We start from the raw sequence: 18,907 nt of genomic DNA on the forward strand, positions 1-18,907 counted from the left end.
TTAACGGATTCGAGGGCTTTTTTGCGGGGAAGTTCCGATATCGGTGCGCCATCATGGGGCGCACCGATCAACGGTATCAAGCGTAGGAGGGGCGCATGGTGTAGGTTTTGAGCTGGTCGGCGAAGTCGCGCAGCGACTGGATGCCACTGCTTTCAGCCTCGTGAATCCAGTCTTTCATGGCCGCCAGCAGGTCCTGGCTGTTGCTGCTGGTCTTGAGCCAGATCTGCTGCAGGGCCAGGCGTTTTTCGTAGATCACTTTAAGCGCCTGGCTGTGTTCGAGCATGCTCTGGATGCGCCGGTGGTGATGGTCGTCGAGCAGGCTGGTCTCACGCGAGAGCAGGCGTTTGGCACGGCGGAACTGATGGCGGACCGAGGCATCGGCACGCGCCAGTTCCTGGGTCACCAGCGGGCCGATGACCAGTTTTCGGTACTGGGCCATGATCTGGAAACGGTTGTTGAGAATCGCCATGGCGGTGTCCATGTCCAGGTGCCGCTTGCCTTCGATCCGATGGGCCACCGGCGCCACACGCTGGACCTTGGCCAGGCGCAGGGCGCTGAACACCTTGATCCAGGCCCAGCCCATGTCGAACTCCCAAGGCTTGACCGACAGCTTGGCCGAGTTGGGGTAGGTGTGGTGGTTGTTGTGCAGCTCTTCGCCACCAATGACGATGCCCCACGGCACCAGGTTGGTCGCCGCATCCTTGCATTCGAAGTTGCGATAGCCCACCGCATGGCCCAGGCCGTTGACCACGCCGGCGGCCCAGAATGGAATCCACATCATCTGCACGGCCCACACGGTGATGCCCAGCACGCCGAACAGCGCAAGATCGATCACCGCCATCAGCGCGATGCCCAGCAGCTTGTAGCGCGAGTACAGATTGCGCTCGATCCAGTCTTCGGGGCAGTGCTTGCCGTAGATGCGCAGCGTGTCGGGGTTGCCGGCTTCGGCGCGGTACAGCTCGGCGCCCTTGCGCAGCACGGTCGACAGGCCCTTGATCACCGGGCTGTGCGGGTCGTCGACGGTTTCGCATTTGGCGTGGTGTTTGCGGTGGATGGCCGTCCACTCGCGGGTGTTCTGCGCCGTGGTCAGCCACAGCCAGAAGCGGAAGAAGTGTTTCAGCCCCGCGTGCATCTCCAGCGAGCGGTGGGCCGAATAGCGGTGCAGGTAGACAGTCACGCCAATAATGGTCACGTGGGTCATGACCAGGGTGACGGCAATCAGTTGCCAGACGGACAAATCGAGTAAACCGTTGTACCACATAGGCTGCTGGGCCCTCACAGGTGGCGGGTGGGTGAAAAACGAACAGCCCGCATTATCTCTGAGCGGCACCAGAAAACCAGATGCGACTGTGAAGAAGCGTCTCGGGATGTTTCTTGTTTTATAATCGCGAGTCCACGTAGGGATGTGTGCTTTCTCATGACGGATTTAACGCGAAAAGCGCTCGGGACCGCCATTTTCTATGGCTTCCTGACGTTTCTATGGTGGCTGGCAAGCCGCTCTCTACTGCCGTTATGGGTTCACGACCCGGTACGGCTCGACGAATGGCAGCAGACGAGCGGTTATCTCTGGGTGGTGCTCGGCACCCTGACCCTGTTCTTGTCCCGCCATCGCCTGCTGGGCTGGCTGGGTGGTGCGCACCTGTTGCGCCAGCATCGTGAAGACCATGACCGCCTGCGGCTGGCGTCGGCAGTGTTCGACAGCACCCGCGAGGGCGTGCTGGTGACCAACGACAAGGCGCAGATCGTTCACGTCAATCGCGCCTTTGTCGACATCACCGGTTACCAGCCCGATGAGGTGCTGGGCCAGAACCCCAGCAAATTCAAATCCGGCCGCCACGGCGCCGATTTCTACGGGCAGATGTACCAGGCTATCCACCGCGAAGGTGAATGGAACGGCGAGATCTGGAACCGCCGCAAAAGTGGCGAGGTGTATCCACAGTGGCAGAGCATTCGCGGCATCAAGGGCCCCGACGGGCAGATCCGCCATTTTGTCGCGGTGTTTTCCGACCTGTCGGCGATCAAGCGTTCCGAGCATGAGCGTGCCCAGCTGGCCCACTACGATGCGCTGACCGGCTTGCCCAACCGGTTGCTGTTCACCGACCGCGCCACCGAGGCCGTCGCCGCCGCACGGACGGCCAAGCGCACCTGCGCAATGTTGCTGCTGGACCTGGATCACTTCAAGAACATCAATGACAGCCTGGGTCATGGTCTTGGCGATCAAGTGCTCAAGTCGGTGGCCGAGCGGCTGGTAGGCCTGTTCGCTGCCGAGGCGACGCTGGCCCGCCTGGGCGGCGATGAATTTGCCCTGCTGCTCAAGGATTGCTCGCAGATGGCCCAGGCCGCGAATCTGGCGCAGCTGGTGCTCGATGCGTTCAAGACGCCGTTTCTGATCGAAGGCCAGGCGCTGTTCATCACCGTCAGCATCGGCATCAGCCTGTTCCCCAACGACGCGCTGTCGGCCGAGCAACTGCTGCGCAACGCCGATGCCGCCTTATTCAAGGCCAAGCGCGGCGGGCGCGAAACGTACGCGCTGTACACCGAAGAGCTCACCGCCCACGCCCAGCAACGGGTCGAACTGGCCAGCGAGCTGCGCCGGGCGATCAGGCAAAACGAGCTGCGGGTGTTTTACCAGCCGGTGCACGACCTCACGACCCGGCGTATTCGCGGGGTCGAGGCGCTGGTGCGCTGGGAGCATCCGGTGCGCGGCATGGTGTCGCCCGGTGAGTTCATCCCGATTGCCGAGCAAAGCGGGCTGATCGGCGATATCGATGACTGGGTGTTGCGCGCCGCCTGCACGCAAATGCGCCAATGGCAGGCAGCAGGCGTGCCGCTGGATTTTGTCGCGGTGAACATTTCCAGTCGTCAGTTCATTCAGGGCGACCTGGACCGGCAAGTCGCCGCGATTTTGCGCGACACCGGCCTGAACCCTGCGCTGCTGGAGCTGGAAGTCACCGAAAGTGCGGTGATGCAAGACCCGGAACAAGCGCTGGAACAGTTGCACCGCCTGCGCGAGCTGGGCCTGAGCCTGGCCATCGATGATTTCGGCACCGGTTATTCATCCCTGCTGCGGCTCAAACGCATGCCGGTGCAGAAGCTCAAGATCGATCAGGGCTTCGTCGCCGGACTGCCCGGCGACGAAGACGATATCGCCATTGTGCAAGCGATCATCGCGCTGGCCCGCAGCATGGGCATGAAGGTGCTGGCCGAGGGCATCGAGAGCGCCGAACAGGCGGCTTTTTTGTTCGACAGCGGCTGTGAACTGGGTCAGGGCTACTGGTTTGCCAAGCCCATGCCGGCGGCTCAGATCGACTGGTCCAGAGCGCCGAGCTTCGATTTTTCAGTGGTTTAGCGGCCTTCAGGCCGGGGCGTGCAATGCGCCCCGGCAACTGCGCTGACCATAAATGTCTTTTGGTTATATCTGCATTCTTAAATAGTCTTTTTAAGAATAACTCTGCGTATCTAATATGGCCCCAACGCCACAAGCCGTTACCCCCCAGTCGTAACGGCGGGTTTGCCACTTTCCAAGGAGTTATGAATATGAGCGCCACTCTGCGTAGCGTTGACGGTCAGGACGAAGCAGCCATTCTGCGTGAGATTCAGAGTGCCCTGCGTGATCTTCGTTTTGGTGCAGTCGAAATCACGGTACACAACGCCCAGGTCGTACAGATCGAGCGTAAAGAGAAGTTCCGCCTGCAGAACTCCGGCACCAAACCCAACTGAATCAATCCCCGCGCTGCTTAACCCGACTGGTCAACCGGAGGGTGTCATGTTGACTCCTGATACGCCTCTCTAAGCAACGTGCAATGCCGCTTGCGGCATTAACGCGCCAAGAATAATCGATAACGCCAATACTCAGATTTTCCAGGAGCTTGATTTATGTCTATTCGTCGTTTCGCCCTGGCCGCTCTCGCCAGCGCCGTGTTTGCAGGTTCTGCTGTTGCAAAGGATTATGAGTTGCTCAACGTGTCGTACGATCCGACCCGCGAGCTGTATCAGGAATACAACGCCGAATTCATCAAGCACTGGACGGCGACTCACAAGGACGACAAGGTCGAAATCAAGCAGTCCCACGGTGGCTCCGGCAAACAAGGCCGTGCAGTGATCGACGGCTTGCGCGCCGACGTGGTGACCCTGGCCCTGGCCGGTGACATCGACGAAATCGCCAAACTGGGCAAGACCCTCCCGGAAAACTGGCAGACCCGCCTGCCGGATGCCAGCACCCCGTACACCTCGACCATCGTGTTCCTGGTGCGCAAGGGCAACCCTAAAGGCATCAAGGACTGGAACGACCTGATCAAGGATGGCGTGTCGGTCATTACCCCGAACCCGAAAACCAGCGGTGGCGCACGCTGGAACTTCCTGGCGGCCTGGGCCTATGGCCTGAAAGCCGGCGGCAGCGAAGCCAAGGCGCAGGAATACGTCGAAAAACTGTTCAAGCACGTGCCGATCCTCGACACCGGCGCCCGTGGCTCGACCATCACCTTCGTCAACAACGGTCAGGGTGACGTGTTGCTGGCCTGGGAAAACGAAGCGTTCCTGGCCCTTAAAGAGGACGGCGGTGCCGACAAATTCGATATCATCGTGCCTTCGCTGTCGATCCTCGCCGAGCCGCCAGTGGCCGTGGTCGACAAGAACGCCGAGAAGAAGGGCAACACCGAAATCGCCACCGAATACCTCAAGCACCTGTACAGCCCGGCTGGCCAGGAGATTGCCGCGAAGAATTTCTACCGCCCGCGTAATGCCGAAGTGGCCGCCAAGTACGAGAAGCAATTCCCGAAACTTGACCTGGTGACTATCGACAAGGACTTTGGCGGCTGGAAAACTGCACAGCCGAAGTTCTTCAACGACGGTGGCGTATTCGACCAGATCTACAAGGCGCAGTAACCGGCGCCGGTAGAGGGCACCGTCAATTGCTGACGGTGTCTTCGGTTTGATCAAACGACCCGGGCTCATGCCCGGGTTTGGCGCAAGTTAAACCAGGGATTTTTATGTCGCGTCGTATCTCCCCCGTCATACCCGGCTTCGGGCTGACGCTGGGCTACACCTTGGTGTACCTCAGTTTGATTGTATTAATTCCGCTGGCCGCCATGTTCGTGCATGCCGCCCAGCTGACCTGGGATCAGTTCTGGACCATCATCACCGCGCCTCGGGTGATCGCGGCCCTGAAACTGAGTTTCGGCACGGCGTTCTACGCCGCCATCATCAACGGCATCATCGGTACGCTGCTGGCCTGGGTTCTGGTGCGCTACACCTTCCCGGGGCGCAAGATCATCGATGCGATGATCGACCTGCCGTTCGCCCTGCCCACTGCGGTGGCCGGTATCGCCCTGACGGCGCTGTACGCGCCCAACGGCTGGGTCGGCCAGTTTGCCGCCGACCTGGGCTTCAAGATCGCCTACACCCCGCTGGGCATCACCCTGGCGCTGACCTTCGTGACGCTGCCATTCGTGGTGCGCACGGTGCAGCCGGTGCTGGCCGATATCCCGCGTGAGGTCGAAGAGGCCGCCGCCTGCCTGGGCGCGCGTCCCTTGCAGGTGTTCCGGCACATCCTGATGCCGGCCTTGCTGCCCGCCTGGCTGACCGGTTTCGCCCTGGCCTTTGCCCGTGGCGTGGGCGAGTACGGTTCGGTGATCTTCATTGCCGGCAACATGCCGATGAAGACCGAGATCCTGCCGCTGCTGATCATGGTCAAGCTCGACCAGTACGACTACACCGGCGCCACCGCCATCGGCGTGATGATGCTGGTGGTTTCCTTCATCCTGTTGCTGCTGATCAATCTGCTGCAGCGGCGCATCGAAACCCCGAACTGAGGAGCAAGCGATCATGTCCCATTCGTCGGTTTCCGCCGCCTCCGTGGCCAATGCCGCCCGGCGCGGCAGCCCTGTAGCGCGCCGTGTGCTGATCGGCCTTGGCTGGCTGGTGTTTTTCCTGTTTCTGGCCCTGCCGTTGATCATCGTGGTGTCCCAAGGCCTGAAAAATGGCCTGGGCGCTTTCTTTACCGCGATTTTCGAGCCCGATGCGCTGTCGGCACTCAAGCTCACGGTCATTGCGGTCTTGATCTCGGTGCCGCTGAACCTGGTCTTTGGCGTGTGCGCCGCCTGGTGCGTGAGCAAATACTCGTTTCGCGGCAAGAGCATCCTGGTGACCCTGATCGACCTGCCGTTCTCGGTGTCGCCGGTCATCGCAGGTCTGGTCTATGTGCTGATGTTCGGCGCCCAGGGCTTTTTTGGCCCGTGGTTGCAGGACCGTGATATCCAGATCGTGTTTGCCCTGCCGGGCATCGTGCTGGCGACCATCTTCGTCACCGTGCCGTTCGTGGCCCGTGAACTGATCCCGCTGATGCAGGAGCAGGGCACGCAAGAGGAAGAGGCCGCCCGTTTGCTGGGCGCCAACGGCTGGCAGATGTTCTGGCACGTCACCGTGCCCAATATCAAATGGGGTCTGATCTACGGCGTGGTGCTGTGTACTGCCCGCGCCATGGGTGAGTTCGGTGCGGTGTCGGTGGTGTCCGGGCACATTCGCGGGGTCACCAACACGCTGCCGCTGCACGTCGAGATCCTCTACAACGAATATAACCACGTCGCGGCCTTCGCGGTTGCGAGCCTGTTGCTGGTCATCGCCCTGTTCATCCTGCTGCTCAAGCAGTGGAGCGAATCGCGCATTAACCGTCTGCGCCAGAACGCGGCGGAGGAATAAGCCATGTCGATCGAAGTCCGTAACGTCAGCAAGAACTTCAATGCCTTCAAGGCGCTGAACACCATCAACCTGGACATCAACAGCGGCGAACTGGTCGCCCTGCTGGGGCCGTCGGGCTGTGGCAAGACCACCCTGCTGCGCATCATTGCAGGCCTGGAAACCCCGGATGCCGGCAGCATCGTGTTCCATGGCGAAGACGTGTCGAGCCACGATGTGCGTGATCGCAACGTCGGGTTCGTGTTCCAGCACTACGCGCTGTTCCGCCACATGACGGTGTTCGACAACGTCGCCTTCGGCTTGCGCATGAAGCCCAAGAACCAGCGCCCGACCGAAACCCAGATCAAGGCCAAGGTCCATGAACTGCTGAACATGGTGCAGCTCGACTGGCTGGCCGACCGCTACCCGGAGCAACTGTCCGGCGGCCAGCGCCAGCGTATTGCGCTGGCCCGTGCCCTGGCGGTAGAACCCAAGGTGCTGCTGCTCGATGAACCGTTCGGTGCCCTGGACGCCAAGGTGCGTAAAGAACTGCGCCGCTGGCTGGCGCGCCTGCACGAAGACATCAACCTGACCTCGGTATTCGTAACCCACGACCAGGAAGAAGCCATGGAAGTGGCCGACCGCATCGTGGTGATGAACAAGGGCGTGATCGAACAGATCGGCTCGCCGGGTGAAGTCTACGAGCACCCGGCCAACGATTTCGTCTACCACTTCCTGGGCGACTCCAACCGGCTGAGCGTGGGCGACAGTGAACACCTGCTGTTCCGCCCGCACGAAGTGTCGCTGTCGCGCCATGAACTGGAAGATCACCACGCCGCCGAAGTGCGCGACATCCGTCCGCTGGGCGCTACCACCCGGGTGACCCTCAAGGTCGAAGGGCAGAGCGACCTGATCGAAGCCGAAGTGGTCAAGGACCATGACAGCCTGACCGGCCTGGCGCGCGGCGAAGTGCTGTTCTTCAAGCCCAAGGTCTGGCAGAAAGTGCCCAGCATCTGAAACACGCAGACCGTAGGACCGACTTTAGTCGGGAACCGCGGCGCCACCGTTCCCGGCTAAAGCGCAACGCCGCCCGGCCGGTCCTACGGTGCTAACCGCTGTTCGATGGCCTGTTGCAGAGGTTTGCGCAGGCCGATCAGGAACGCCAGTTCCGCCACCACGAACAGCGGGCCGATGATCAGCCCGGTTATATCGTCGACGAAGGCCGGTTTGCGGCCTTCGTAATAATGGCCGATGAACTGGATAATCCAGCCCGCCACAAACAGCCCGACTCCCCAGCCCAGCCAGATTCCTGTCGATTGTTGCGCCAGGTGTGCGCTCACCCACAGGCACAGCCCGAGCAACCCCGCCATCACCAGACCCAGCCTGTAATCCAGGCGCAGATAGAACAGTGTCGACAGCAACGCCACCAGTGTCGCTGGCGACAACCATGTCTCATCGACTAATACGCCAGGACGTGACAGAAAAATCGTCACGGCCAGTACGATCATGGGTATGCCCAGGAAGTGCGTCACGATATTGCGCGAATCTCGGTGATAAGCAGCATATTGGCTGAGATGATCGACCAGTGTTTTCATTATGATTGTTGTCCGTTCGGTGATCGGCCTGTTTAACGTAGCCGCTTTGCCGGATGTCTGCATATAGAAAACCAAGGAAGCACACATGACAAATGGAACAGGATGGCGGTCGCGGCTACTGGGTGAATACTGGTTCGCCAACTTGCCGGCCGGTTTGCAGGACGCCTTGCTCGCGGCCACGCGGCAGCGGCGTATCACGCCGGGCAAGTTGCTGTTTGCCAGGGGCGATGCGCCGTGTGGGCTGTATGCCCTGGTCGAGGGCGCGGTGCGCATGGGCAGCGCCGATGAGCAGCGCCGGGCGGCGCCGCTTGAGGTGCGGCCGCCTTTCTGGTTTGGCGAGGTGTCGCTGTTCGATGGCTTGCCACGCACACTGGACGCCTACTCGATGCAGCAGAGTATTTTCTTGCACATTGCGCAGCCGGTGATCGACGCGCTGCTGGCAGAGCATCCCGAATACAAACGCGCCTTCGCCGATTTGCTCAGCCAGAAAATCGGCCTCGATCTGCCCACCCGCGAAAAAATGCACAGCCTGCCCGATCGTGCCCGCGTGGCCTGGCGCGTGCTGGTGCTGGGCGAGGGCTATGGCCAACTGAGCAATGCCCGGCGCGTGCTGACCCTTGAGGCCATCGAGGCCAGCGCCACGTTGAATCTGTCACGCGAGGCGCTGGTCGAGGTGCTGCAGGATTTTCAGCGGCGCAAGATCATTCGCCTTGACCCGGACCTGATCGAGGTGCTGAGCGTCGACAAGTTGCGCAAGGTTGCCAACGTGGCACGGGCGCGGATTTCAGCGTAATACCCCCAACCGGTACTGCTCAGGCGTCAGGCCGGTCCAGCGCTTGAAGGCACGGCTGAAGCTGTCGACATCGGCAAAGCCCAGCAGCCAGGCGACTTCGCTCAGCGAGGCCGCAGGGTCGCTGATGTGCAGCAGCGCCAGGTTTTCCCGGCACTGATTGAGCAGCAAGTCATAGCGGCAGCCTTCATCGGCCAGGTGTCGGTGCAGGCTGCGCGGGCTCAGGTTGAGCGCCTGGGCAATGCTTTCGGCGCTGGGTTCGCCTTCGGGCAGTTGCGCCTCGATGGCGCAGCGCACCCGTGGCTCCCAGATCAGCTGTCCGGCCTGCAGCGATGCCTCTCTGGACGGCGCCGCGCCGCCTTCCAGGTGGCTGTCGAAGTCGGCGCAGGCAAACGCCAGCATGTTCTGCGCCGCTGCAAAAAACAGCGGTGCCCGAAACAGCTCCTGCCAGGGTTGCGCATTATTGGGCCGCGGACGTTGCAGGTGCACTTCCAGCGGTGCATAGCCACGGCCGAGCCGGTTGCGGCAGGTGCGCACGTAGATGGCGGCAAAGGCATCGAACAGTTCCGGCACCGGCGCCGGGTAATCGGCCGGCGCGCTGAAAATGAACTCGTAGCGCTCGCCGACCTTGTGGAAGGTCAGTTGCAAGGCGTCGGGGCTGCTGGGGTGATACCCCACGATGCGCTCGAAGACCTCTCGCAGCGAGTCGCTGGCCACCAGGGTGTAACCCAGTGCATGAAAGCTGGTCGGGCTGGCAAAGCGCGAAACCCGCAGGCCAAGCGCCGGCTCGCCGCTGGCCTGCACGGCCAGTTGCCAGAGGCGCAAGGCAGCCCCCGGCGCTTCATGTGGCTGGGGCGTGTGCGGGTCGATGCCGGCGGCCTGGCACAGCTCGAGGCTGTCCAGGTCCATGGCGTCGAGTTGCTTGCGCAAGGCGCGGGTCCATCGGGTGAGGCTGCTGGGCTCTGGCATAGGCGTGCTACTTCCTGTCGACGAGGGGCAAAAGGACCGGAAAATGATCCGGCCAAGGCACATCGGCAGATCCATTGCCTGGCGCCGTTATCAGAGCATGGAAGCGACCCCGATATTTGCAAGTTCCGGGTATCAATCCTTGCCGGCGCCGCACATGGGCAGAACAAAGGCATATGCAATACAGGTCTTAACAAATAGCTTCTTATTCCTTAACGAATATATGTTGCGTCCCTATACTCGCGGCATGGACTCAAGCCTTCAGGAGGCGACCCCATGCATAACGAATCAATCCGTTATCTGATAGTGCCAGGCTGGCAAGGGTCGCCTGACGATCATTGGCAAACTCATTGGCAGAATAGCTTGCCCAACAGCGCGCGTGTGGAACAGGCCGACTGGCTCAAGCCACGCCGCGAAGACTGGGTCGGCGAGTTGCAGCGCATGATTGCTGCACACAGCTCGCCGGTGATTCTGATCGCTCATAGCCTGGGCTGCATCACCGTCGCGCACTGGGCGCAACTGGCACCGCTGGAATCGCTGCGTCAGGTACACGGCGCCTTGCTGGTGGCGCCTGCCGATGTAGAGCGTCCCAATTGCTCGCCGGCCTTGCGCAATTTTGCGCCGATCCCCACTGACCTGTTGCCGTTCCCGACCCAGATCGTCAGCTCCGACAACGACCCTGCGGTCAGCAGCCAGCGGGCGATGGAAATGGCCCGCCATTGGGGCGCCGAAGTGGGCTTTCTGAGCCAGGCCGGCCACATCAACGTCAAGTCGGGCCACCAGCGTTGGGAGCAGGGTTTCGCCTACCTGTACCGTTTACAGAATCGTCTTGAGCAACAATCGCGCCGCCGCGCCTGAGGCCTGTGCTTTTTTATTTCGCCGTTTTCAGTAACGCCCGGATCTTTGCAGGTTCTGGCGGGAGTTTTTCATGAGTGTTCACGAGACCCAAGGCCAGCCTTTGCTGACCTTCCCCGAGGCCGACAAAAGCCCCTTGAGCATTCGTGCCAAGGCCTTGGTATTCATCGACCCGCGCTCGCGCCAGTTGCGCAGCGAAATGGAGCATCTGGCCGCCGGTTCCTTGCCGATCCTGATTCGCGGCGAGCCAGGCACCGGTAAAGAGTTGCTGGCCCGGCACATTCACCGCGGCAGTGATCGCGGTGGTTTGTTCGTGTCGGTCAACTGCGGCGCGATCAGCCCGACCTACGCCGATGCCGAATTGTTCGGTTATGCCGCCGGCGCCCACAGCGGCTCGGTCAGCAGTCGAGCCGGCTGGTTCGGCTCGGCCAATGGCGGCACCTTGTACCTGGACGAGATCGGCGATTTGCCGCTGCCGATTCAGGTCAAGCTGCTGGCGGCCCTTGAAAACCACGAAGTCACCCGCGTCGGTGCGCAACAGCCAAGTCCTGTCGATGTGCGCCTGGTGGCAGCGACCAGCATCGACCTGGGCAAGGCAGTGGCGGCCGGCAAGTTTCACGAGCGCTTGTATCACTATCTGGGCGAAGGCCGGCTCGACCTGCCGGCGCTGCGCGAGCAACCGGGCAATATCCTGCCGCTGGCCGAGTATTTCGTGGGCATCTACAGCCAGCGCCTGAGCCTGCCGGTGCAACTGATCAGCGATGCCGCGCATGAGGTCTTGCAGGCCCACGACTGGCCGGGCAATACCCGTGAGCTGGAAAACGTCATCCACTTTGCCCTGCTGGTCAGCAGCGGCGATGAGATTCAGCCCGAACACCTCAACCTGCCGGGCAGCCCCGACCCGCTGTCGGTGATCGAGCGCCAGGCGCAGCGGCTGTTGAGCGAGTCAAACCCTGAGCAACTGGCAAGCTTCAAAACCCTGCTGCAAGGCCTGACAACAAGGTTGCAAGCCCTGTCGGCCTGATCGAACAGACAAGTTTCCAGCGCCGTGGCCGGTGACAGGTGCGGCGCTTTTTTTGTCTGAAGCGCACGCTAGAGCGCTCGTTTCGAGAATTTCAAAAATGGAATAAGAAGCTGCTTAAAAAGTATTGTATTGGAATAATAAACCCCGTTAATGTCCGCCTCACGTCGCCGCAGGCCATCGAGGCTGGCGACCCAATACTGATAAAGCACGATTCGACACAGATCTTCTTTAGGGGCATTTCATGAAAAAGACAGTACTGATGGCTGCACTCGCAGCCGCCTTCTCGGTAGGCCTGGCACACGCCGGTGAAAAACTGGTGGTCGGCGCGACCCCGGTGCCGCACGCCGAAATCCTTGAGCTAATCAAGCCGACCCTGGCCAAAGAAGGCGTGGACCTGGAAATCAAGGTCTTCACCGACTACGTGCAGCCGAACGTGCAACTGAACGAGAAACGCCTGGACGCCAACTACTTCCAGACCAAGCCTTACCTGGACGGCTTCAACAAGGGCAAGAACGCGACCCTGACCACCGGCGTCGGCGTACACGTTGAACCGTTTGGCGGCTATTCGAAGAAGTACAAGAGCCTGGCCGATCTGCCTGAAGGCGCTACCGTTGCCATTCCTAACGAAGGCAGCAACGGCGGTCGCGCCCTGTTGCTGTTGCAAAAAGGTGGCCTGATCACCCTGAAAGATCCGACCAATGCCTTGTCGACCGTGAAAGACATCGCCACCAACCCGAAGAAACTGAAATTCCGCGAGCTGGAATCGGCCCTGCTGCCACGCGTGCTGAACGAGGTCGACCTGGACCTGATTAACACCAACTACGCGCTGGAAGCCAAGCTGAGCCCGAAAAAAGACGCACTGATCATCGAAGGCGCCGACTCGCCGTACGTGAACTACCTGGTCACCCGCCAGGACAACGCCAACACCGATGCCATCCAGAAACTGTCCAAGGCGCTGACCAGCCAGGAAGTGAAGGATTACATCAACAAGAAGTATGACGGCGCGGTATTGCCGGCGTTCTGATTGATTTGAAACGCGATCTGTAGGAGCGCGCTTGCCCTGGGTGGCATATCGACGACCGTGTGCGTTGGCAGTCGTAAATTCTCGGCGTTTCCGAGATATTGCGAGCGCTTTGCACTCGGTCGCCGGCAAGCGGGCTCCTACGGGGCCGTGTAAATGCTGGCTATATCGATATTCAATATCGGTATTTAAATTCCATTTCTTATATCTATACAGTTACTCCCATTCAGCCTTCTGGAGACGGAGTACTCATGCCAGCAGCCTCCCTCGCTTCATCCGCCGTTCAGGCCGCCAGTCAATCCTTTGATGTCCGTCCGTTCGCCGACAAGGTCGGTGCCGAGATTGTCGGGCTTGATCTGTCGAAAACCCTTAACGACGCCGATTTCGCCCGTGTTCACAAGGCGCATCTGGACCACCATGTGGTGGTGTTCCGTGACCAGCACATTACCCCGCAACAGCAGATCGATTTCAGCCGCCGTTTCGGTGTGTTGCAGATTCATGTGCTCAAGCAGTTCCTGCTCGCCAACCATCCGGAAATCCTGATCGTCTCCAACATCGTTGAAGACGGCCAGCCGATCGGCCTGGGCGATGCCGGCAAGTTCTGGCACTCCGATCTGTCGTACAAGGAACTGCCAAGCCTGGGCTCGATGCTGTATGCCCAGGAATTGCCCAGCGAAGGCGGCGACACGCTGTTTGCCGACATGCACCTGGCCTGGGACACGCTGCCTGCGCACTTGCGCAAGGCCGTCGAGGGCCGTTCGGCGGTACACAGCTACACCGCGCGTTATCGCGATGGCCACAACGCTGTGAACTGGCGCCCGACCCTGACGCCCGAGCAACTGGCCCAAGTGGTCGAGGTGGTCCACCCGGTGGTGCGCACCCACCCGGAAACCGGGCGCAAGGCGCTGTTCGTCAATGAGAACTTCACCACCCATATCGTCGGTTTGCCGGACGACGAAAGCCGCCAGATCCTCAACGAGATAAACGCCCACAGCGTGGGTAACGACAACGTCTACCGCCACCAGTGGCAAGACGGCGACATGGTGTTCTGGGATAACCGCTCGCTGATGCACCTGGCTGCCGGCTGCGCGCCCGAGCTGCGCCGTCGTCTGCATCGCACCACCATTCAAGGCGATGCGCCATTTTGATTCAGGAGACACGCCCATGAATGCTGTCGCGCAAAGCCACACGGCTAGCCAGACAAGCGGCTCGCAACCCGGCGCTCAGCCCACTGCTGAAGCCCTGTTGCAGGTGCAAAACGTCAGTCTCGAATACCGCACCCCGGAACGCGTGGTGCGCGCGACTCATCAAGTGAGTTTCGAGGTCGATCCCTCCGACCGCTTCGTGCTGCTCGGCCCCTCGGGCTGTGGCAAGTCCACGTTGCTCAAGGCGGTGGCCGGTTTCATCCGCCCCAGCGAAGGACAGATTCGCCTGGCCGGCACGCAGGTCAGCGAACCGGGGCCGGACCGTATCGTGGTGTTCCAGGAGTTCGACCAGTTGCCGCCGTGGAAAACGGTGATCGAGAACGTCATGTTCCCGCTGCTGGCCTCGCGCACCCTCAAGCGCCCTGAAGCGCTGGAGCGCGCCAAATACTACCTGGACAAGGTCGGCCTCAGCGCCTTTGCCGATGCCTACCCGCACACCTTGTCGGGCGGCATGAAAGCCCGCGTGGCGATCGCCCGCGCACTGGCCATGCAACCCAAGATCCTGCTGATGGACGAGCCGTTCGCGGCCCTCGACGCCCTGACCCGGCGCAAGATGCAGGAAGAACTGCTGGAGCTGTGGGAAGAGGTGCGTTTCACCCTGTTGTTCGTCACCCACTCCATCGAAGAAGCGCTGGTGGTCGGCAACCGCATTCTGTTGCTGTCGCCGCATCCGGGCCGGGTGCGTGCCGAAATCAACAGCCACCAGTACGACCTGAAAAGCCTCGGCGGCGTCGGTTTTCAACACACCGCGCAGCGCATTCACCGCTTGCTGTTCGATGAGCAATCCGGTGGTGAACAGGCCGAGCGCGAGCTGGGTTTCCAGGACATACGCATCGCGTATTGAGCATTCACCGGCAGGCCAGTCCTTGGCCTGCCCGCAGAGATCCGAACCATGAGCCTTTCTCCTGTGCGGCGTGAAGAGTACGAAATCACGCTGGAACCCTTTACCCAAACCGAACTGGCCCGCGACATTCCGCTGGCACAACGCATCTGGCAACTGAGCTGGGTGCGCAAGACCGTGATCATGATCGCGCTGGCCGTGCTCTGGGAAATCGTCGCGCGCATTCAGAACAACGACCTGCTGCTGCCCAGCTTTCTGCAAACCGCGGCGGCCTTCTACGATGGCCTGCTCAGCGGCGAACTGCTGGGCAAGGTGTGGATTTCCCTCACCGTGCTGATTCAGGGCTATGTGATCGGCATCGTTCTGGCGTTCGGCCTGACCACGCTGGCGGTGTCGACCCAATTGGGCCGTGACCTGCTCAGTACCCTGACGGCGATGTTCAACCCGCTGCCAGCCATCGCGCTGTTGCCGCTGGCGTTGCTGTGGTTCGGCCTGGGCCAGAACAGCCTGATCTTCGTGCTGGTGCATTCGGTGCTCTGGGCGCTGGCGCTGAACACTTACGCAGGTTTTCTCGGCGTCTCGGAAACCCAGCGCATGGCCGGCCGCAACTACGGCCTCAAGGGCCTGCGTTTTGTCTGGCACATCCTGATTCCGGCGGCGCTGCCGTCGATTCTGGCCGGCTTGAAGATTGGCTGGGCCTTCGCCTGGCGCACCCTGATCGCCGCCGAGCTGGTATTCGGCGCCTCGTCGGGCAAGGGCGGCCTGGGCTGGTACATCTTCCAGAACCGTAACGAGCTGTACACCGACAAGGTCTTCGCAGGTCTTGCGGCGGTGATCCTGATCGGCCTGCTGGTCGAAAACCTGCTGTTCGCCAATATCGAGCGCCTGACGGTCAAGCGCTGGGGCATGCAGCGCTAAGCGCTGCCTGCGTTATCCCGACCTGTACCTTTTTGAGAGCATTCCCATGAGCATTTCTTTCAAGCGCCCGGCGCTCACCGCACTGGCGGCTACCTTTTTGTTCAGCGCCGGCGCACACGCCGAAGGCAAGATCAGCATCGCCCAGCAATTCGGTATCGGTTACCTGATCCTGGACGTGGTGCGTGATCAGAAACTGATCGAAAAACACGGCAAGCAGCAAGGCGTCGATATCGAGGTCAACTGGAACAGCGTCTCCGGCGCCACGGCGATGAACGAAGGCTTGCTGGCCGGCGCTCTGGACGTGGTTTCGGCCGGCGTGCCGCCGATGCTGACGGTCTGGGACCGCACCAAGGGCAAGCAGAACGTCAAGGCCATCGCCTCGCTGGGCTCGATGCCCAACTACCTGCTGACCAACAACCCCAACGTCAAGACCCTCAAGGACTTCACCGACAAGGACCGCATCGCCGTGCCGGCCGCCGGCGTCGGTTTCCAGTCGCGCACCTTGCAGATCGAAACGGCCAGACAATTCGGGAACGACAACTACAAGAAGTTCGACAACATCTCCGTCAGCCTCGCCCACCCGGACGCCACGGCGGCGCTGCTGGCCGGCGGCTCGGAAATCAACTCGCACTTCTCCAGCCCGCCGTTCCAGTACCAGGCGCTGGAAAACCCCAACGTGCATAAAGTGCTGAGTTCGTACGACGTGCTCGGTGGCCAGGCGACATTCAATGTGTTGTACACCACGCAGAAATTCCACGACGAGAACCCCAAGACCTACAAGGCGTTCTACGACGCACTGGCCGAAGCCGAGAAAATCATCAAGGCCGACAAGCCGGCTGCGGCGCAGACCTACATCCGCGTGGAACAGTCCAAGCTGCCGCTGGCACTGGTCGAGAAAATCGTCGCTGACCCGGAAATCGACTTTACGATCACCCCGCAACGCACGTTTATCTATGCCGAGAAACTCAATGAGCTTGGCGTGTTGAAGAACAAGGCGGCGAGCTGGAAGGATTACTTCTTCGAAGAGGCGCACGGCACGCCGGGGAGTTGATCGAAGTCTTGGGGCTGATGCCGATCGGTCAGCGCGATTTTCGACACGCCCAGATCAAGCATGGATGCTTATGGCGTTAAACAATGATGGTGTGGGGATAGGCGTGCAGGGCGCTATCGTGTGTCACAAGGCTTATTCCCTCGGCCATTGCTTGAGCGACCATGATGCGGTCAAACGGGTCACGATGATGGTTTGGCAGAACGCCTACTGCCAACCCGTGGGCTGAGGTGATAGGTAGTTCAACGTAGCCTGTGTCTAACAGCTCTTTACGTAGCATGGCAGGGTTGATGCCAGTACATTCGGCTCCCTTTATGGTCAATCCCCAAATCTGACTGCGCTGAAGTAGAGGGTGTTGGTTTCATCGTCGATAAGCTGGGCCGCTGCTCTGGATAGTCTGATGTCGTCAGTAGCAGCCCACATCAGAATGTGAGTATCGAGCAGTAATTTCAAACCTTGCCCTCAAACAGATCTGCAATTTCAGCATCCATGGCGTCAGAAGCTTCGGCATTGAAAGTAACGTTGGTCAGCATGCCGCGCCGCTTTGGGGAGGTGATGGGAACCAGTTTGGCTACCGGAACTCCTGCTTTGGTGATGATGATGGTCTCTCCGCTTGCGGCTGCATCCACAAGCTGCGAGAAGTGAGTTCTAGCCGCGTGAATGTTGTGCGTTTGCATGGTCTTGCCTCCCGTGGTCGATTTATCACCACCTTGGTCCTGGTGGTGAACTAAGTAAAGTGCGCCATGGCTCTGCTCTCTCCCTGTCATTTCTACCAGTACCCCGCACCGCCACAATGCTGCACCCTTGCCTCATACATGAATGCAAGGAGTGCACGTCATGCCTACTTGTCGCTACCACTACGATGCGCTGGACCGCCTGGCTGCCCGCAAGGAGTCTGCGCAGGAGCCCACCCGGCATTTCTACCAGGCCAGCCGTCTGGCGACTGCGATTGGCGACAATCTGCATCGAACGATCCTGGCAACCGAGCGGCAGTTACTGGCACAAAAGGATGTATCCGCAGCCGGCGAGCGCAGTTATCTGTTCGCCATCGATCAAAAGGACAGTGTGCTGACAGCCGGTAGTGCGGGCCAACGAATCGACATTGCCTATAGCCCTTACGGCCATCGTCAGAGTTCAGCGTTACTGCCTGGTTTTAACGGGCAGGAAGCAGACCCGCTGACCGGTCACTCTCTGCTGGGCAACGGCTACCGTGCTTACAACCCGGCATTGAAGCGCTTCAACAGTCCGGACAGCCTGAGTCCGTTTGGTGAAGGGGGACTGAATTCGTATGCCTATTGCGCTGGCGATCCGGTGAATCACAGCGACCCGACAGGGCATGCGGTGGAGGATCTGCTGCTTTCATTTGCCTGGATCGGGCTCGGTTTTTTCGGCGCCGCCTGGGGGGTAAAACTCGCTGTGCCGTCGATCCGCAAGGTGCTCAAAGGCGGCGCTCCGGCCTCAACCAAACTGGCAGCCGCCGGTGCAGTGGGGCAACTGGCAGCCAGTTCCGCATTCACTGCAAGCCGGGTCATCGTGGCTGTCGACCCTGAGTCGCCTGTTGCAAAGCCACTGATGTGGGGCGCAATAGCGCTTGGAGCGCCTTCGTTGGGTATGCGGGTTTCATCGTTTTATGTCGGCAGACGAGAAGCTGCTCTGGTCCTTCGGCAAGCCGCTTCGTCTCAGCGCAAGGGGTCTCTGGAGCAATGGTGGCAGCGTCTTGCCGTGCGCAAAACGGCTCAACCCGTGCCACAAGAGTCTCAGGTCCGGGAGCGAGCCGCTCTGGACTCGTGGCTTGAGGCTTTGGACAGCCCCAAAAACCGGAACATCCTGCTCAGGGCCCAGCAGGCGACGACTCGAAAAATTCGCACTATCAGTTGGGTATAGCGACGGCATAACCCCTTCAATGGCGGCATGACGATTCAGGCGGCATGTCGCAAGGAACCCTCTCACTCGGCAACAGTCGCATATTCAC

Annotated in this window: 20 protein-coding genes; 15 read left to right on the plus strand and 5 right to left on the minus strand. The window is 60.6% G+C overall.

Annotation, left to right across the window (positions count from 1 at the left end):
* Window positions 1–76: 76 nt before the first annotated feature.
* Window positions 77–1,261 carry a delta-9 fatty acid desaturase DesA gene (gene desA / locus ACYAS9_RS07395; protein WP_463567663.1) on the minus strand — a complete coding sequence of 395 codons (1,185 nt, stop codon included), beginning with the start codon at window positions 1,259–1,261 and terminating at the stop codon, window positions 77–79.
* A gap of 156 nt (window positions 1,262–1,417) precedes the next feature.
* Between desA and dibA the strand changes: the two genes are divergently transcribed.
* The 6 genes from dibA (at window position 1,418) to ACYAS9_RS07425 (ending at window position 7,689) form a co-directional block, all read left to right on the plus strand.
* Window positions 1,418–3,349: a phosphodiesterase DibA gene (gene dibA / locus ACYAS9_RS07400; protein ID WP_463567664.1), complete on the plus strand. Its 1,932-nt coding sequence runs from the start codon at window positions 1,418–1,420 to the stop codon at window positions 3,347–3,349.
* 188 nt (window positions 3,350–3,537) lie between these two features.
* The gene (oscA, locus tag ACYAS9_RS07405; protein ID WP_459742630.1) at window positions 3,538–3,720 is read left to right on the plus strand and encodes a sulfur starvation response protein OscA; all 183 of its coding nucleotides are present in this window, start codon (window positions 3,538–3,540) and stop codon (window positions 3,718–3,720) included.
* Between the two features lie 156 nt (window positions 3,721–3,876).
* Window positions 3,877–4,884: a sulfate ABC transporter substrate-binding protein gene (locus ACYAS9_RS07410; protein WP_463567665.1), complete on the plus strand. Its 1,008-nt coding sequence runs from the start codon at window positions 3,877–3,879 to the stop codon at window positions 4,882–4,884.
* A 104-nt stretch (window positions 4,885–4,988) separates the two neighbouring features.
* Window positions 4,989–5,810, plus strand: a complete 822-nt coding sequence (gene cysT, locus ACYAS9_RS07415) for a sulfate ABC transporter permease subunit CysT (RefSeq protein ID WP_463567666.1) — start codon at window positions 4,989–4,991, stop codon at window positions 5,808–5,810.
* Window positions 5,811–5,823: 13 nt separating this feature from the next.
* Complete coding sequence (gene cysW / locus ACYAS9_RS07420; protein WP_463567667.1) at window positions 5,824–6,696, plus strand: sulfate ABC transporter permease subunit CysW; 873 nt, start codon at window positions 5,824–5,826, stop codon at window positions 6,694–6,696.
* Between the two features lie 3 nt (window positions 6,697–6,699).
* Window positions 6,700–7,689 (plus strand): sulfate/molybdate ABC transporter ATP-binding protein, encoded by a 990-nt coding sequence (locus ACYAS9_RS07425; RefSeq protein WP_463567668.1) that lies wholly within the window; start codon window positions 6,700–6,702, stop codon window positions 7,687–7,689.
* A gap of 83 nt (window positions 7,690–7,772) precedes the next feature.
* On the opposite strand, the gene ACYAS9_RS07430 is transcribed toward ACYAS9_RS07425, so the two are convergent.
* Window positions 7,773–8,267 (minus strand): Mpo1 family 2-hydroxy fatty acid dioxygenase, encoded by a 495-nt coding sequence (locus ACYAS9_RS07430; RefSeq protein ID WP_463567669.1) that lies wholly within the window; start codon window positions 8,265–8,267, stop codon window positions 7,773–7,775.
* Window positions 8,268–8,352: 85 nt separating this feature from the next.
* Here ACYAS9_RS07430 and ACYAS9_RS07435 point away from each other — a divergent pair, with 85 nt between their 5' ends.
* Window positions 8,353–9,060, plus strand: coding sequence for a Crp/Fnr family transcriptional regulator (locus tag ACYAS9_RS07435; RefSeq protein ID WP_463567670.1), 708 nt, complete (start codon window positions 8,353–8,355; stop codon window positions 9,058–9,060).
* Here the strand turns inward: ACYAS9_RS07435 and ACYAS9_RS07440 are convergent.
* Window positions 9,052–10,026: an AraC family transcriptional regulator gene (locus ACYAS9_RS07440; protein ID WP_463567671.1), complete on the minus strand. Its 975-nt coding sequence runs from the start codon at window positions 10,024–10,026 to the stop codon at window positions 9,052–9,054. The genes ACYAS9_RS07435 and ACYAS9_RS07440 overlap by 9 nt on opposite strands.
* Before the next feature lie 273 nt (window positions 10,027–10,299).
* Here ACYAS9_RS07440 and ACYAS9_RS07445 point away from each other — a divergent pair, with 273 nt between their 5' ends.
* The 7 genes from ACYAS9_RS07445 (at window position 10,300) to ACYAS9_RS07475 (ending at window position 16,938) form a co-directional block, all read left to right on the plus strand.
* Window positions 10,300–10,881: an alpha/beta hydrolase gene (locus ACYAS9_RS07445; protein WP_463567672.1), complete on the plus strand. Its 582-nt coding sequence runs from the start codon at window positions 10,300–10,302 to the stop codon at window positions 10,879–10,881.
* Between the two features lie 70 nt (window positions 10,882–10,951).
* A complete protein-coding gene (locus ACYAS9_RS07450) occupies window positions 10,952–11,902 on the plus strand; it encodes a sigma 54-interacting transcriptional regulator (RefSeq protein ID WP_463567673.1) in 951 nt (316 codons plus the stop codon).
* Window positions 11,903–12,143: 241 nt separating this feature from the next.
* A complete protein-coding gene (locus ACYAS9_RS07455; RefSeq protein ID WP_463567674.1) occupies window positions 12,144–12,926 on the plus strand; it encodes a MetQ/NlpA family ABC transporter substrate-binding protein in 783 nt (260 codons plus the stop codon).
* A 248-nt stretch (window positions 12,927–13,174) separates the two neighbouring features.
* On the plus strand, window positions 13,175–14,071 hold the full coding sequence (locus tag ACYAS9_RS07460; RefSeq protein ID WP_463567675.1) for a TauD/TfdA dioxygenase family protein: 897 nt from the start codon (window positions 13,175–13,177) through the stop codon (window positions 14,069–14,071).
* Between the two features lie 16 nt (window positions 14,072–14,087).
* Window positions 14,088–14,972 carry an ABC transporter ATP-binding protein gene (locus ACYAS9_RS07465; protein WP_463567676.1) on the plus strand — a complete coding sequence of 295 codons (885 nt, stop codon included), beginning with the start codon at window positions 14,088–14,090 and terminating at the stop codon, window positions 14,970–14,972.
* Between the two features lie 48 nt (window positions 14,973–15,020).
* Window positions 15,021–15,887 (plus strand): ABC transporter permease, encoded by an 867-nt coding sequence (locus tag ACYAS9_RS07470; RefSeq protein WP_463567677.1) that lies wholly within the window; start codon window positions 15,021–15,023, stop codon window positions 15,885–15,887.
* A gap of 46 nt (window positions 15,888–15,933) precedes the next feature.
* A complete protein-coding gene (locus tag ACYAS9_RS07475) occupies window positions 15,934–16,938 on the plus strand; it encodes an ABC transporter substrate-binding protein (RefSeq protein WP_463567678.1) in 1,005 nt (334 codons plus the stop codon).
* Between the two features lie 76 nt (window positions 16,939–17,014).
* Here ACYAS9_RS07475 and ACYAS9_RS07480 read toward each other — a convergent pair whose 3' ends face one another.
* Together ACYAS9_RS07480 and ACYAS9_RS07485 are read right to left on the minus strand one after the other, a co-directional pair.
* Complete coding sequence (locus tag ACYAS9_RS07480; protein WP_463567679.1) at window positions 17,015–17,215, minus strand: type II toxin-antitoxin system VapC family toxin; 201 nt, start codon at window positions 17,213–17,215, stop codon at window positions 17,015–17,017.
* Window positions 17,216–17,384: 169 nt separating this feature from the next.
* A complete protein-coding gene (locus ACYAS9_RS07485) occupies window positions 17,385–17,612 on the minus strand; it encodes a type II toxin-antitoxin system Phd/YefM family antitoxin (RefSeq protein ID WP_463567680.1) in 228 nt (75 codons plus the stop codon).
* 160 nt (window positions 17,613–17,772) lie between these two features.
* Between ACYAS9_RS07485 and ACYAS9_RS07490 the strand changes: the two genes are divergently transcribed.
* The gene (locus tag ACYAS9_RS07490) at window positions 17,773–18,819 is read left to right on the plus strand and encodes an RHS repeat-associated core domain-containing protein (protein WP_463567681.1); all 1,047 of its coding nucleotides are present in this window, start codon (window positions 17,773–17,775) and stop codon (window positions 18,817–18,819) included.
* Window positions 18,820–18,907 lie beyond the last annotated feature (88 nt).

This window comes from Pseudomonas sp. HP_08, assembly GCF_055284095.1.